The sequence below is a fragment of the Flavobacterium kayseriense genome (genome assembly GCF_014305095.1).
In the GTDB taxonomy this organism is placed as follows: domain Bacteria; phylum Bacteroidota; class Bacteroidia; order Flavobacteriales; family Flavobacteriaceae; genus Flavobacterium; species Flavobacterium kayseriense.
Window position 1 is genome coordinate 1,392,414 of record NZ_JACRUI010000001.1, and the last position, 15,603, is coordinate 1,408,016.

General features: G+C 33.8%; 15 protein-coding genes. 8 read left to right on the forward strand and 7 right to left on the reverse strand.

Features of this window, described 5'->3' with window-relative positions; all coding sequences use genetic code 11:
* Positions 1 to 224: 224 nt before the first annotated feature.
* Both H8R22_RS05995 and H8R22_RS06000 read right to left on the reverse strand, forming a co-directional pair.
* Positions 225 to 1,673: a glyceraldehyde-3-phosphate dehydrogenase gene (locus tag H8R22_RS05995; RefSeq protein ID WP_187008473.1), complete on the reverse strand. Its 1,449-nt coding sequence runs from the start codon at positions 1,671 to 1,673 to the stop codon at positions 225 to 227.
* Positions 1,674 to 1,831: 158 nt separating this feature from the next.
* Complete coding sequence (locus H8R22_RS06000) at positions 1,832 to 3,232, reverse strand: trypsin-like peptidase domain-containing protein (RefSeq protein WP_187008472.1); 1,401 nt, start codon at positions 3,230 to 3,232, stop codon at positions 1,832 to 1,834.
* 137 nt (positions 3,233 to 3,369) lie between these two features.
* On the opposite strand from H8R22_RS06000, the gene dapF reads away from it, so the two are divergent.
* The 5 genes from dapF (at position 3,370) to H8R22_RS06025 (ending at position 7,414) form a co-directional block, all read left to right on the forward strand.
* Positions 3,370 to 4,152, forward strand: coding sequence for a diaminopimelate epimerase (dapF, locus tag H8R22_RS06005; protein ID WP_187008471.1), 783 nt, complete (start codon positions 3,370 to 3,372; stop codon positions 4,150 to 4,152).
* A 19-nt stretch (positions 4,153 to 4,171) separates the two neighbouring features.
* On the forward strand, positions 4,172 to 4,696 hold the full coding sequence (locus tag H8R22_RS06010; RefSeq protein WP_187008470.1) for a GNAT family N-acetyltransferase: 525 nt from the start codon (positions 4,172 to 4,174) through the stop codon (positions 4,694 to 4,696).
* Between the two features lie 18 nt (positions 4,697 to 4,714).
* On the forward strand, positions 4,715 to 5,755 hold the full coding sequence (gene mltG / locus H8R22_RS06015; RefSeq protein WP_187008469.1) for an endolytic transglycosylase MltG: 1,041 nt from the start codon (positions 4,715 to 4,717) through the stop codon (positions 5,753 to 5,755).
* Positions 5,756 to 5,832: 77 nt separating this feature from the next.
* Positions 5,833 to 6,678 carry a DUF2279 domain-containing protein gene (locus tag H8R22_RS06020; RefSeq protein WP_187008468.1) on the forward strand — a complete coding sequence of 282 codons (846 nt, stop codon included), beginning with the start codon at positions 5,833 to 5,835 and terminating at the stop codon, positions 6,676 to 6,678.
* A gap of 97 nt (positions 6,679 to 6,775) precedes the next feature.
* A complete protein-coding gene (locus tag H8R22_RS06025) occupies positions 6,776 to 7,414 on the forward strand; it encodes a peptidoglycan-binding protein LysM (RefSeq protein ID WP_187008467.1) in 639 nt (212 codons plus the stop codon).
* Between the two features lie 51 nt (positions 7,415 to 7,465).
* On the opposite strand, the gene H8R22_RS06030 is transcribed toward H8R22_RS06025, so the two are convergent.
* The 5 genes from H8R22_RS06030 to udk form a co-directional block, all read right to left on the reverse strand.
* Positions 7,466 to 8,002, reverse strand: a complete 537-nt coding sequence (locus H8R22_RS06030; RefSeq protein ID WP_187008466.1) for a hypothetical protein — start codon at positions 8,000 to 8,002, stop codon at positions 7,466 to 7,468.
* A 676-nt stretch (positions 8,003 to 8,678) separates the two neighbouring features.
* On the reverse strand, positions 8,679 to 10,823 hold the full coding sequence (gene scpA / locus H8R22_RS06035) for a methylmalonyl-CoA mutase (protein ID WP_187008465.1): 2,145 nt from the start codon (positions 10,821 to 10,823) through the stop codon (positions 8,679 to 8,681).
* Between the two features lie 44 nt (positions 10,824 to 10,867).
* Positions 10,868 to 12,232: a methylmalonyl-CoA mutase subunit beta gene (locus H8R22_RS06040; protein WP_187008464.1), complete on the reverse strand. Its 1,365-nt coding sequence runs from the start codon at positions 12,230 to 12,232 to the stop codon at positions 10,868 to 10,870.
* A gap of 31 nt (positions 12,233 to 12,263) precedes the next feature.
* Positions 12,264 to 12,584: an FtsB family cell division protein gene (locus H8R22_RS06045; protein ID WP_187008463.1), complete on the reverse strand. Its 321-nt coding sequence runs from the start codon at positions 12,582 to 12,584 to the stop codon at positions 12,264 to 12,266.
* Positions 12,585 to 12,739: 155 nt separating this feature from the next.
* The gene (gene udk, locus H8R22_RS06050; RefSeq protein ID WP_187008462.1) at positions 12,740 to 13,348 is read right to left on the reverse strand and encodes a uridine kinase; all 609 of its coding nucleotides are present in this window, start codon (positions 13,346 to 13,348) and stop codon (positions 12,740 to 12,742) included.
* A gap of 216 nt (positions 13,349 to 13,564) precedes the next feature.
* Between udk and H8R22_RS06055 the strand changes: the two genes are divergently transcribed.
* The 3 genes from H8R22_RS06055 to H8R22_RS06065 all read left to right on the forward strand — a co-directional run bounded on the left by H8R22_RS06055 (position 13,565) and on the right by H8R22_RS06065 (position 15,555).
* Complete coding sequence (locus H8R22_RS06055; RefSeq protein ID WP_187008461.1) at positions 13,565 to 14,152, forward strand: Crp/Fnr family transcriptional regulator; 588 nt, start codon at positions 13,565 to 13,567, stop codon at positions 14,150 to 14,152.
* 88 nt (positions 14,153 to 14,240) lie between these two features.
* The gene (locus H8R22_RS06060) at positions 14,241 to 14,993 is read left to right on the forward strand and encodes a pirin family protein (protein WP_187008460.1); all 753 of its coding nucleotides are present in this window, start codon (positions 14,241 to 14,243) and stop codon (positions 14,991 to 14,993) included.
* Between the two features lie 34 nt (positions 14,994 to 15,027).
* A complete protein-coding gene (locus H8R22_RS06065) occupies positions 15,028 to 15,555 on the forward strand; it encodes a YceI family protein (RefSeq protein WP_187008459.1) in 528 nt (175 codons plus the stop codon).
* Positions 15,556 to 15,603: the final 48 nt, after the last annotated feature.

The following is a 15,603-nucleotide window of genomic DNA, read 5'->3' on the forward strand; positions in this document are numbered from 1 at the left end:
TCGTATTACTCGAAACGGATTTTTTAAGATTTTATAAATTGACTTAAACTTTTCTATTCTTTGAATTTTAAATGATCTTATTACAAAAAAATCCGTCTTGCTTTTATACAGGACGGATTTTCTATTTAATGCAGGCTGGTTTGTTGTCTACAATTTAAACTTGAACTAAAACTAAAAACTGATAACTAAAAAAAAACGACAACTGCCAGCCTGTAAATTGCAGGCTAGTAATATGTAAAACGTCTTACTTTAGCAATATATTTAGCTAATCGTATTACTTGATGACTATAACCATATTCATTGTCATACCAAATATATAAAACGATGTCTTTTCCACCATTAGCAACTATCGTTGCGTTACTATCATAAATAGAAGGTGCTGATGTTCCCACGATATCTGATGAAACTAATTCGTTATTGGTAGAATATTTAATTTGTTCTACTAACTCTCCTTCTAAGGCATATTTTTTCATGATAGCATTAATAGCCGGGATAGAAGTTTTTGTTTTTACTTGTAAATTTAAAACAACAAGAGAACCATTAGGAACAGGGACTCTAATCGCATTTGATGTTAATTTACCTTCTAGCGATGGTAAAGCTTTTGCAACAGCAGTACCTGCACCTGTTTCTGTAATTACCATATTTAATGCAGCAGCTCTACCACGACGGTATTTTTTGTGCATATTGTCTACTAAATTTTGATCATTAGTATACGAATGGATTGTTTCTAAATGTCCCTTAACAACGCCTAAGGTATCTTCGATAGCTTTTAAAATAGGTGTAATTGCATTTGTAGTACAACTCGCCGCTGAGAAAATATCTATTTCGTCTGGATTGTATTCGTTATGATTCACACCATGAACGATATTTGGAACTCCTTTTCCTGGAGCTGTTAGTAATACTTTATCGACACCTACTGAGGTCATATGACGACTTAAAGCTTCTTTAGTAGTAAAAGCACCTGTGTTGTCAATTACTAAAGCCTTATCGATATCGTATAATGTGTAGTCAATTTCTTCAGGACTACCCGCAGAGATAATATGAACAGTTGTTCCGTTGATTATTAAAGCATTATTATCTGTATCAGCAACTACTGAACCTTGGAAATCGCCATGGATTGAGTCATAACGTAATAGGGAAGCTCTTTTTTCTAAAGTGGTAGCATCGTTTTTGTCACGAGTTACAATAGCTCTTAATCGAAGTTGATTTCCTTTACCAGTTTTGGACATTAATTCTCTAGCTAGTAAACGACCTATTCTACCAAAACCGTATAAAACAACGTCTTTAGGTTGAATTTCATCTGAAGATTTTGCGTCTTTTAACTTATCTAAAACAAAATGTCTTGCATCAGGATATTTCTCATCATCTAACAAGTATTCGTAAGTTAGCTTGCCAATATCCAATTTTGCTGGCGGTAAATCTAATTCTAAAATGGCTCTAGCAATTTCTACAGAGTCAAAAACAGTTATAGGTTTACCTACAAATTCTCCTGCGTATTGGTGTAAATTAATAATGTCACTAACATTTTTGTCTAGTAGTTGATTTTTAAATAAAACCATCTCGATAGATTTATCATACCATAAATCACTAATGATTTTAATTAATTCAACTCCTGCTCGTCTTCTGTCGACTTGAAATGAAACTTCTTTTTGATACAAAGGTGTGTTGCTCATGGGTGCTTAAATTGTGAGAATTTAGTAGTTGTATTTTTAAATTTGAAGCAAAAGTACCTATTTCAATCGATTTCGTAAACTATTTTTGTGTTTTTTTTAATAAAAAAAGCCAACTTGATTTTTCAGGTTGGCTTCCCATTTTTATGGTATAAATTGTGTTAGATAATGATGCGAAAAATTTCCCCATTTTTATTAATCAATTCTATACGTACACTTTGATTCTCATCTTTATTGTTTAAAAGTTTAGAGACTGTTTCTACATCTACCGCTTTTACACTATCTACACTTAAAATAATACTGCCTTTTAATTCGGCTTCGTACTGCATTAAGTTTTCATTGGTGATAGATTTTATTTTCACTCCGTAATTTACTTTAAATCTACTTTTATCTGCAGAACTGATGTTTTCCAATTCGATGCCTTTAAATTCAGTGTTGTAAAATTCGTTTTTACTTAACGTAACTAGGATAGTCTTACTGCTTCCATCTCTTAAAATTGTCACCGCTACTTTATCGTTAGGTCTTTTAGTATTAATGTATCCTGATAAATCAGCGTAGGTAGCGATGTTTTGATTGTCTAATTTAATAATAACATCTCCTTTTTTAAGGCCTGCTTTTTGAGCGCCAGAGTTTGCTGAAACAGCACTAATATAAAATCCTTCGGTTTGTTTTACCCCCAATTCTTTTGAAGCGTACGAATTTAATTCTCCACCTTGAACCCCTAATATTCCTCTTTGCACATTACCGTATTCCATAATGTCTTCGATAATTTTTCGAGCAATATTAGATGGTACTGCGAACGAGTAGCCTACATAGGAACCTGTCATAGAGGTAATCATCGTGTTAATACCAATTAAGTCGCCTCGCGTGTTTACTAACGCACCACCACTGTTCCCAGGGTTTACAGCTGCATCGGTTTGAATAAATGATTGGATGCCGTTGCTACCTAAGTCTCTTGCTTTTGCAGAGACGATACCTGCCGTTACAGTAGAAGTTAAGTTATATGGATTTCCTACAGCGAGAACCCATTCCCCCACTTTTGCAGAATCAGAGTTGCCAAAAGTGCTATACGGTAACGTTTCATCTGCATCAATTTTTAATAGCGCGATGTCCATTTTTGAATCGGTCCCAATCAATTTTGCCTTATATGATTTTTTGTTGTTCAAAGTGATTTCAATTTCTGAAGCGTCTTTTACAACGTGGTTGTTGGTTACAATATATCCGTCACCAGATATAATTACTCCCGAACCTGTGCCTACTTGCTCTTGTGATTGTCCCCCTTTATAGCCATAAAAGTATTCTAACATTGGGTTAGAAACCGCTTTATAGGATACGTTTTTTACGTGCACAACAGTATGCACGGTTTTTTCAGCAGCTTCGGTAAAATCCAATACTTCTGAATTCAAGCCTACTCGTTTAGTGTACGAGTCGGGTGCCGTTGTTGTTAAAGTGTTTCTGTTGGTCGAAAAATAACCATTGGTGTCAAATAAAAGTTTGTATGCCCCTAAAGTTGTGGCTCCACTTAATAAAGACACTAAAAATAGATTAGAAAATCGTTTCATAATAGAGATCGTTTAATTTTTGTTTGGAGAGTAAATTTAAGCCGAAATAAGGATGCTAAAAAATATTTTAACGCTGTTTAACTATGATTAACATTTCATTAATAGTTCGTACTTTTGTTAGACACAATTCTATTAAAATGCAATTACACTTTTATAAATACCAAGGAACTGGAAACGATTTTGTGATGATAGACAATCGCACTGATTTTTTTCCTAAAAATAATATACAACTAATAGCGCAGCTATGCGATCGTCGATTTGGAATTGGTGGTGATGGCCTTATTTTACTTGAAAATGATGCCACTAGTGATTTTAAAATGGTGTACTACAACTCAGATGGGAATCAAAGTACTATGTGTGGTAATGGAGGAAGATGCCTAGTTGCCTTCGCCAAAAAATTAAATGTCATAAATACTAAAGCAGTGTTTAATGCCGTTGATGGTTTGCACCATGCTTCAGTTAATGAAAATGAAATAGTTTCCTTGCAAATGATCAATGTATCAGAAATTAATAAAAATGCTGATTATACTTTTTTAAATACAGGGTCTCCGCATCACGTTCAATTAGTATCAGATTTAGAAAATTATAATGTAAAAGACAAAGGAGCAGCTATACGTTATGGAAGTTTGTATGGAAAGGAGGGCAGTAATATTAATTTTGTCAAACAAATAGACGAAAATACTTTTGCCTTGAGAACGTATGAAAGAGGAGTGGAAGACGAAACTTTGGCATGTGGAACTGGAGCAACAGCTGTGGCAATCGCTATGAATGCAAACGGTGTAACAAATGCTTCTTCAATTAATATTAACGTAGAAGGAGGGAAGCTAGCTGTTTCTTTTACAAAAGAAGATGATCAATTTACGAACGTTTTTTTAACAGGTCCTGCTACCTTCGTATTTGAAGGAACAATTGCTATTTAATCTTAGGTAAAATTTTATCATGATAACTTTAAAAGGAGATACGATTTACCTGCGGGCATTAGAACCGAATGATCTTGAATTTGTTTATCTAATCGAAAACGATCAAAGTATTTGGCCAGTAAGTAATACGAACACGCCATACAGTCGCTTTTTAGTTAAGCAATATCTAGAGAATGCGCAACAGGATATATATGAGGCTAAACAATTGCGATTAGCGATTTGCCAAGACGAGGATTTTCCTGCATTAGGTTTAATTGATTTATTTGATTTTGATCCAAGGAATAATAGAGCTGGTGTAGGTATTGTAATTCATGGTTTAGAGAATAAGAATAAAAATATAGGTTCTGAGGCATTAGAACTTTTAATTCGGTATGCTTTTTATCATTTAAATGTGCATCAACTGTATGCAAATATTAGTACAGAAAACAAAGCCAGTATTGCTCTTTTTACTAAATTTGGTTTCGAATGTATTGGTACAAAAAAGGATTGGAATCTTATTAATGGGGTTTACCACGATGAAGCAATTTTCCAATTAATACAATAATAATTTAAAATATAAATTTTGAGTACAAAAAAAATAATTTCAATCACCGCTCTTGTCGTGATTTCAGGATTAATGCTTTATGGTTTCGTGTTAATCAATCAAATTTTTTCTGACAATACTAAATTTAGTGATAAAGAAGTATTTGTTTATGTTCCTACCGATGCAAATTATGATCAAGTGCTCTCGCTAGTGAGTCCTTATGTAGTAAATATGGATCGATTCAAAATGGTTGCAGGCAAAATGAGTTACCCATCAAATGTGAAATCGGGGCGTTTTTTATTGAAGAACGGAATGAATAGTTATGAACTAGTGAAAGCAATGCGATCTAACGTCCCAGTTAAGTTAGCTTTTAATAACCAAGAGCGTATTGAGAATTTAGCTGGTAGAGTGGGTTCTCAGATCGAGGCTGATAGTGTATCGCTATTAAATTCTTTTAAAGATTCTATCTTTTTAAAAGAAAACGGTTTTAATGAGGAAAATGTGATGGTAATGTTCATTCCAAATACCTATGAGACATATTGGAACACCTCAGCTGTTAAGTTTAGGGACAAAATGATTAAGGAGTACCGCAATTTCTGGACGAAAGAGCGTGTGGCTAAAGCTAAAGAGCAAGGTCTTACCACGATTGAAGCAACTATTTTAGCCTCCATTGTACACAAGGAATCCGTAAAGAAAGATGAAAGACCCCGAATTGCAGGTGTCTATTTGAATAGATTGCGATTAGGAATGCCACTACAAGCGGATCCTACGGTCATTTTTGCGATAAAAAAGGAAGCAAATGATTTTGATCAGATTATAAAAAGAGTGTTTTATAAAGATCTGACAATGTCATCTCCTTATAACACTTACGTAAACATTGGGCTTCCACCGGGACCAATAGCTATGCCTGATATTACAGCGCTTGAAGCGGTCCTTACACCTGAAAAAAATGATTTTATTTATTTTTGTGCTAGTGTAGATCGTTTTGGATATCATGAGTTTGCAGCGACTCTTGAAGAGCACAATCGAAATGCAAAAAAATACTCAGATTGGATCACTGCACAAGGAGTAAAAAGGTAGGTTTGGTATTTAATAAACGTTTTTTCTTTTTTCTTATATTACTTTTGGAGTTAAATCTCGGCTATGCTCAAAATAGTTTGGACCGATTTCTAACTCCTTCTGATAGCTTAAATTCAAAGCGGAAGAATTCTCTTTTCCTTTCTGAGGCTGCTGTTGGAGCAATTACTTTAGTTGGGCTTAATCAACTCTGGTATGCTGATTATCCAAGATCAAAATTTCATTTTATAAATGATAATGCAGAGTGGTTGCAGATGGATAAGGTGGGTCATTTTTACTCCACCTATCACCTAGGAAGGTTTGGTGCTGAAATGTTACAATGGAGTGGAGCTACTGATAATCAGAAATTAGTATATGGTTCGACTCTTGGATTTGCATTTTTGACAGTTGTTGAGGTTTTTGACGGATTTTCTTCTCAATGGGGGGCTTCGCCTGGAGATTTGATAGCAAATGCATCAGGAACCGCTTTATATGTATCGCAAGAGTTACTTTGGAAGGAGCAACGCATTACACCAAAATTTTCTTTTCATTCTACAAAATATGCAGCTTTAAGACCAGAGATTTTAGGAAGTAACTTACCCGAAAATATTCTTAAAGATTACAACGGACAAACGTATTGGTTATCGATCAATCTACATTCCTTTTTTACGCAATCAAAAATTCCAAAATGGCTCAATTTAGCGGTGGGATATGGTGCTGATGGAATGCTCAAAGGAAATAATGAAAGTACCTTAGAAACAGATGTAGTTAGTAGTGAAAGAAAGAGACAATTTTATTTGAGTTTAGATGTTGACCTAACGAAAATCGAGACAAAATCACCAATTTTGAAGACTTTTTTCTCCGTTTTTAATACCATAAAAATTCCTGCCCCTACATTGGAATATACTCCTAGAGAGACATTTAAAGGTCATATGATCTATTTTTAGATAAGTTTAACAACTTGGTTTTCAGGTTTATAAATATTATTGTATCTTTGCACGCAGAAATTTCTTAACGGGACAGCGTTTTGAAGAAAAACAATTTATGGTAAAGAAGTGGTATTTTTATACGAGTTTAACTATTATTATAGCCTTTTTAAGTTCCGGTTTTAAACCGCTTAAAGTAGAGTCAAATGAATGGTTTCTAATAAAAAACACAGATGGAATCGAATACTTATATCCATCTCAAAAAAAAGAAAATTATACTGATTTAAATATTCCTTTTACAGGAAATTTATTTGTCGGTTTTAAACAAGCTCTTGGTTTCAAAGAGTCTAAAAACAAGTACAAAAAAATTAATTCCCTTGGTTATTTAGGGAAATATCAATTTGGTACTGAAACGTTAAAAGCAGTAGGAATTCACAATCCCGAATTATTTCTACGTAGCCCAAAGATGCAAGAAAAGGCATTTGTAGCTCTTCTATCTAAAAATAAAGCCTTACTCCAAACTGTAATTGAAAAATATGATGGTAAAGTAGTTAATGGTATATTAATTACAGAATCAGGTATTTTAGCAGCAGCGCATTTAGGTGGTGCTGGATCGGTTAAAAAATATTTTAGATATAACGGTAAGAAATCTATTAAGGATGCTTACGGAACATCGATTGGGAGTTATTTAAAAGCATTTGGCGGTTATGATACTTCGTTAATTGAAGCTAATGTTAATGCAGTTGCATCTAATTAATACGTAAAAATAAAGGGATACTTTTCAGTAGAAATAGTATCCCTTTTTTAATTATCTAACTTTTAGGATTTCACCATTTGCTTGAACAACCAAATTTTTCGTTTGGTTTCCGTTTTTAATTTTACAGTTGTATTGCTTTTTAATTATATCCCCTTCTTCCTGACTATATAGATATTTGTCATTCACAAGAGACCAACCAGGATACGTTTTATAAATTGAATACATTACTTCATTGGGAACTTTAACGTCTTTGTAATTTTCTACTACTCGAATTAATTTTCCTTTGTCGTTGTAGGTTGCAGCTAACGACCCGGTTTTAGTTTCCAACACTACTAAGTAGGAATCATAACCTTCAAAGTCTTTTCCAATATCATAAGCAATGAAACTTTTTTGTAAATCTCTGACTCTTTTGTCAGGATGGCGATCAGGAATATATAGTGAAAAATCTTTACCTACTCTTTTTATGACTACTGCAGGTAATTCTTCAAATTCTATTATTCCTTCATTAGTATTTTGTTTTATCTCATTCTGAGAAAAACTAGGGATACTAAATAGTATGACTAGAATTAATATGATAATTGATTTCATGATGTTTTAGTTTTAATTAATTTATTGTTGCACACTTGCTTCCAAGAAACTGTAAGGTTTAAAATTTTGCTTCCCCTTTTTAGTTAAAATAAATAATTTTTAGGTTCTACCTTTTCACATTGAATAGTGATACAGACCATGTTTGCTAATTTTAATGTATTAGGTTAGGTAGTTTTTATTTCAGAATTTGGGGGGAGGACTACGTTTTTAGTCGTCTAATATTGAATTAGAAACTTTAAAAAGTAGGTTGTTGTTGTTGTTGTTAATTAACGAAGAGATATTTGGCTCTCTTTATTGACGGTAAATTTTAAATAGATTTACACTTTTTCTTATGATAAGAACATATTTTTTACCGTTAATGAATGAAGTGCTTTTCTTGTATAAACTATTTTTTAAAAAAAATCTTGTCCTACATCGTGACTTGTATATGCAGATATAATTTTTTCAATTCATTTGTAAAATAACAATAGCTGTAGAGGTATTAAGCATACATTGTTATAGTAATCTCTTGTAGGTATATAAAGGTAGTAAATTATAAAGCATTGATTGTTAATGTTTTATATACAAAAAGTTAATTTTAAAATGCTTTTTTAGTCGGAAAGATTTTCCCATAAAAATATATGCAAATTGCTTTGTATGAAAAAAGCACCAAATTGCTTTGGTGCTTTGTTTAGTTTTACTCTTCGGTCAATATTTGAAGGATTTTTATGGCTGCTTCGCTTATTTTAGTTCCAGGTCCGAAAACAGCTACTGCTCCGTTATCGAACAAGAATTGATAATCTTGGGCAGGAATAACTCCTCCTACGACGACCATTATATCTTCTCTTCCGTACTTTTTGAGTTCTTCAATTACTTGAGGCACTAACGTTTTATGGCCAGCAGCTAACGAGGAAACTCCTAAAATATGTACGTCATTTTCTACTGCTTGCTTTGCAGCCTCAGCCGGGGTTTGAAATAGCGGGCCTATGTCTACATCAAAACCAACATCGGCGTAACCAGTCGCTACTACTTTAGCACCTCGATCGTGACCGTCTTGTCCCATTTTAGCAATCATGATGCGAGGTCGGCGGCCTTCTTGCTTAGCAAACTTATCTGCTAGCTTTTTTGCTTGTTCAAAGCTTTTGTCGTCTTTTATTTCTTTACTGTACACGCCGCTAAAAGATTTAATTTGTGCTTTATATCTCCCAAAAACGGTTTCTAAAGCATCGCTGATTTCGCCTAGGGTTGTTCTATAACGAGCGGCCTCAACAGCTAATTCTAATAAATTACCTTCTCCTGTTTTGGCACAAAGTATTAATTTATCAAGAGCTGCTTTTACTTTCTCACTATCACGAGTAGCTTTTATTTGGTCTAGTTGCTCTAATTGTTGCTTGCGCACCATTTGATTATCTACATCTAAAATTTGCAATGGGTCTTCTGTTTCTAGACGATATTTATTTACTCCTACAATAATATCTTGTCCGCTGTCAATACGAGCTTGTTTTCTTGCTGCTGCTTCCTCAATACGAAGCTTTGGAATTCCAGCCTCAATTGCTTTTGTCATTCCGCCTAGCTCTTCTACTTCTTCAATCAGTTTCCAAGCACTTTGCGCTATTTCATTTGTTAAGCTTTCTACGTAATAACTACCAGCCCATGGGTCGACAGTTTTAGTAATTTTAGTTTCCTCTTGAAGGAATATTTGCGTGTTTCGAGCAATTCTAGCTGAAAAGTCAGTTGGTAAAGCAATTGCTTCGTCTAGAGCATTGGTATGTAGGGACTGTGTTCCTCCAAAAGCCGCTGCTGTCGCTTCTATGCATGTACGAGCCACATTATTAAATGGGTCTTGCTCGGTTAAGCTCCAACCACTTGTTTGACAGTGTGTTCTTAAAGCTAATGATTTCTCATCTTGTGGGTTGAATTGCTTTAATAGTTTAGCCCAAATCATTCTACCGGCTCTCATTTTAGCAATTTCCATAAAATGGTTCATACCTATGGCCCAGAAAAAGGACAGTCTAGGGGCAAATTCATCAATTTTCATTCCAGTCGAAAGACCAGTTCTAATATATTCTAATCCATCGGCTAGGGTGTAAGCAAGTTCAATATCGGCAGTTGCTCCCGCTTCTTGCATATGATATCCCGAAATAGAAATAGAATTAAACTTAGGCATTTTCTTGCTGGTATATTCAAATATATCAGCAATTATTTTCATGGATGGAGTTGGTGGGTAGATGTACGTATTACGGACCATAAACTCTTTTAAAATATCATTTTGTATGGTTCCAGATAATAATTCAGGTTTGACACCTTGTTCCTCTGCAGCAACTATGTAAAATGCCATAATGGGTAAAACGGCTCCATTCATTGTCATGGAAACAGACATTTCATCCAAGGGGATTTGGTCAAAAAGCACTTTCATATCTTCTACAGAATCTATGGCAACACCCGCTTTGCCTACGTCACCAACTACGCGTTCGTGATCAGAATCATAGCCTCTATGAGTAGGTAAATCAAAAGCTATAGATAACCCTTTTTGTCCTGCGGCAAGGTTTCTGCGATAAAAGGCATTACTTTCCTCTGCAGTTGAAAATCCTGCATACTGTCTTACTGTCCATGGTCTGCGTACGTACATAGTAGAATATGGACCACGTAAATTGGGGGCGAAGCCAGCTCCAAAATCGAGATGTTCTAGATTTTCGATGTCTTTAGCAGTATAGTTTCGCTTCAATTCAATGCCTTCAGCTGTAAAGAAATCAGCAGTATTGTGTACTACGTTTTCGTTTGCAGTTTTAGCTTGATCTTGGAGTTGCTCTAGTTGAATATATTTAAGGTCTTTTCGTATCATTTGTAGACTCTATTTTAGTACTGATTAAGTAAATTGATTGCTGATTATTCTGATTCAAGTCGTTCTTGTTCTATTTTTTCAGCTAATCTTTTTTCTATAATTGGAGATATTAATGTTTTTCTTGACTTTACTTTTACAAAAGGGAAAAGTTCAAGATCCGTTTTCATGCGGTCATTTTTATTAGGGTATTTATTGGTTCCCAATAATATTTCTTTTCCAGAATCAAATAACTTTTGCTCCGTATCAGCACTTTCTTGTATTTTTCTTTTGATGGTGCCATCATTTAATTGCTTCAAAAACCCTCCATTTTCCTCAATTGTTTTGAATAAAGTTAATGCTTTTTCAGCTAGTTGATTAGTAAGGCTCTCTATGTAGTAACTTCCGTCAGCAGGATTATCTACCTTATCAAAATAGCTTTCGTTTTTAAGAATCAGTAATTGGTTACGAGCAATTCGGTCCCCAAACTCGTTGTCTTTATGGTATAAAGCATCGTAAGGTAAATTTGCGATAGCATCAGCTCCGCCAAGAATTGCACTCATGCACTCCGTTGTGGTGCGTAGCATGTTTACGTTGTAATCGTAAATCGTTTTGTTTCTCTTGGTAGGTGTTACTATTATATGGCAATCAAGGTTGTGATTGTACTCTTTTGCAATTAGATTAAATAAGACACGTATTGCTCTAAGCTTTGCGATTTCAAAAAAGTAATTAGTTCCCACGGCCACTTGCAAAACGATCGGTGTTTGTATTGAATCTAATCGGTTAAAATACTCGTTTGCGTGAGATAGGGTATAGGCTATCTGCTGAACTATGGTTGCGCCAGCATTTTGATAAAGTGTACTGTTAATACTTATTAAAGAGCTGTTTTTTGTAGCTTTTGAAAGTAATTCTAAAGTTTCAAAATTACTTTTTTCATTGGTACTAAACCAGTTTCCATCCTGTGCCAATTGTCCTATAGGGTCTAAATTACAATAAATTGTTGCCTTTCGTTCTATTGCAATAGCATCGATTTTTTTTACGAAATCGATTGAAATAAAATTAAAATGAAAATAAACAGGTATTGTTTCAAGCGGAAGTTTTTGTAGAAGTTTTACTATGTCTATAGTACTATCTTCTATAGTAAAACGAATACTTTCAGCTCCACGTGCTAAAGTGTCCATTGCGCGCTCAATCGATTTTTCTACGTCAAAAACAAATATGTTTTGACAAATTTTAAATTGGCTGGCGTGCGTGTTTACTTTAAAAGTTTTAGTTAAGTCGTCAGAATGATAAAAGGGTTTTACTTTTATGTCTTCTGGAGAATTCCATATTAAGGTGTCATTATAGTCAGCTCCCTTAAGTTCAAACTGGATTTTTTGTTTCCATTGTTTAGAGGAGATTGGATCAAAATCTTCAAATAGATTAGTAGTCATTTGGTGTTGATTTTAAATAATTCAAGATTCGTTATTGTGTGATGCTATCACCTTCAAATTCGATAATATAGATGTCTTCGCTATCCTTTTTCATAAAATATTTTTCGCGAGCATATTTTTCTATCTGTTCCGGATTTTTAAGCTGTTTTATTTGCTCTTCATCCTTTTTTATTTCGTCTTGATAGTAGGTTGCATTGTCTTCCAATTCGGTAATTTGATTGTCAAGAAAACGATGGTCAAAATAAGAATAATTATCAAGAAAACCCATCCAAGTAACAAAAAACAAAAGAACCCAAACATATTTATTGCTCAGGAATTTGAACCATGGTTTGTTTTTATATGGGTTTTTCATGTTTGTTTATTTAGCCCTGATGGTAACGACATCCTTTTTTAACTTGCCTTTTTTTGGCAAGGTAAAAAAGATATAGTGTACAGCAGGAAATAGCTCCTAATGATTTGAACGTAATTGATACGATCAAGTTAGGTGGTTATAAAATTACAATAAAATTATAGAATTCTTTGGTTTATTACGGCCCTAACTACATCAATTGCTACTGTATTGTGTTTGTCATTAGGTATAATAATATCAGCAAATGCTTTTGTTGGCTCTATAAATTGCTGATGCATGGGTTTTAACGTGTTTTGGTATCGATTTAGAACTTCATCCATGTCTCGTCCTCGTTCAGCAATATCACGTTTTAAACGGCGTATTAAACGCTCATCAGAGTCGGCATGAACAAAAATTTTCACATCAAATAACGCTCTTAGCTCTGGATTTGCTAAAATTAAAATTCCTTCCACGATCATCACTTTTCTAGGATGTGTAGTAATGGTATCTTCTGTTCTATTGTGTGTTACAAAAGAATAGACTGGTTGGTGAATTGTTTTTTCTTCTTTTAATTCCTTTAAGTGTGCCACTAGTAAATCAAAATCGATTGCACGTGGATGATCGAAGTTAATGAGCGCACGTTCATCAAACGATAGGTTATTGTTTTCTTTGTAGTATGAATCTTGTGAAATGATACCAACCTCTTTATCAGGGAGTTCATTCATAATTTGATGCACGACGGTTGTTTTTCCGCTTCCTGTTCCTCCTGCAATACCTATAATAAGCATATAATGGTTTTAAATATTGAATATAGAGCAAAAATAGGAATTTAAACGGTGATAATAGGACATTGATAATGTAGAATTGTCTTTTTTTAGTCATTTTACTAATCAATTTTTAACTCCAATGCATATTACTGTTTTTTGTAAGCGGTTTTCATATTTAATGAACAGGTAGTCTGTTCGAGCGCAATATTAATTGGTTATCTTTAGAGCTTAAAATAAATGACTGTGTATAGCCAAATTAATAAGAATATCAGCCGGTATGTGTCGTTTGAAAAGGAGGAATTAGAAATCTTTAATTCTTTGTTAGAACACAAAAAGACAGTAAAAAAGACCACTTTGTTGCGAGCTGGTGAGCAGTGTAGTTTTGAAGCCTTTTTGATTAAAGGTAGTGCTCGTAAGTACTATATAGATGCTAATGGTGCAGAAGTAATCTTGCAATTAGCTGTTGAAGATGCATGGTTAAGCGATATTTCATTTAGTATGTACGAAGATAGTCCTAGTAATGTATTTATAGAAACTTTAGAAGACTGTGAGTTTTTTATTTTTTCTCCAGAATCGAAGGAGTCATTGTTTAAAAAAGCACCACGATTTGAGCGTGCTTACCGTATTTTGATGGAGCGCCATCTTGCAGTTACTCAAAACAGATTATTCGAAACTATTGCAAAAACTGCTACCGATAAATATGTTGCGTTTTTAGAACAATACCCTGAACATGCAAACCGATTTGCCCAGCATTATATTGCCTCTTATTTAGGGATTTCGCCGGAGTTTCTCAGTAAAATCAGGAATAAACTAGCTAGATTATAAATTTTAAATTTTAAGTTTTCTTGTTCTAGTTCAATGTATTTGCTTCTTTTTATTGAGAATTTTGTATTTCAATTATAAGTTTAAAATGATGGAAAATAAAAAAACTGTAGAAAAAGAAATACTAACAAATTATATTTTACATAAAGCTGATACGAGAGGCCACGCTAATCATGGTTGGCTTGAATCCTATCATTCTTTTAGCTTTGCTGGATACCAAAATCCAGAACGAATGAATTTTGGGGTATTGCGCGTACTTAATGATGATTCCGTGAGTCAAGGTATGGGTTTTGGTAAGCATCCTCACGATAATATGGAAATTATCTCTATTCCTCTTGAAGGAGATTTGGAGCATCAAGACAGTATGGGAAACACAACGGTAATCAGGGAAGGTGATATCCAAGTGATGAGTGCTGGTACCGGGATTTTTCATAGTGAGTACAACAAGAACAAAGATCAGCCTGTAAAATTTTTGCAAATTTGGGTTTATCCAAATCAAAAAAATGTAACTCCTAGGTACGATCAAATTACTTTAAACTTAGAAGACCGTCACAATAAATTGCAGCAAATTTTATCTCCCAATCAAGAAGATGAAGGTGTATGGGTGTACCAAGACGCTTGGTTTCATATGGGAACATTTGACCTCCATTTTGAAACATCCTACTCAACAAAGAAAAAAGGCAATGGAATTTATGCATTTGTATTGAAAGGTAAATTTAACATAGACGGAGTGGAGTTAGGCGAACGAGATGGATTGGGTATTTCGAATGTAGATTCAATTGCTATTACTGCAGATTCTGCGAATGCAGAGATTTTATTGATGGAAGTACCGATGAAATTATAATTAAAAATAAATATAACAATTAAATAATATTATTATGTCTACAACAAAATGGGTAATTGACCCAACACATTCAGAAATTGGTTTTAAAGTTAAACACATGATGTTTACAAACGTATCAGGAAAGTTTAATGCTTTTGAAGCTACGATTGAAAATGATGAAGAAAATTTTGAAACTTCAAAAATTGAATTTTCTACTGATGTAAATTCGATCGATACAAACAACGAAGACAGAGATAATCACTTAAGAGGTGCCGATTTCTTTGATATTGAAAATTATAAAAAACTTTCTTTTGTTTCTACTTCTATCAAGAAAATTGATGAAGGTGAATACCAAATTGCAGGTGATTTAACTATTAAAGATGTTACTAAATCAATAGTTTTGGATACAGAATATAGCGGATTAATGAAAGATCCATGGGGAAATACTAAAGTAGCGCTGTCTATTACTGGAAAAATTAATCGTAAAGATTTTGGTTTAACTTGGAATGCAGCATTAGAAACAGGAGGAGTATTAGTAGGAGATGAAATTAAGCTAGTTTCTGAAATTCAATTTGCTAAATAATAATTAATTCAAGAAATCCTCAGGTATTAAGTTGTCTGAGGATTTTTA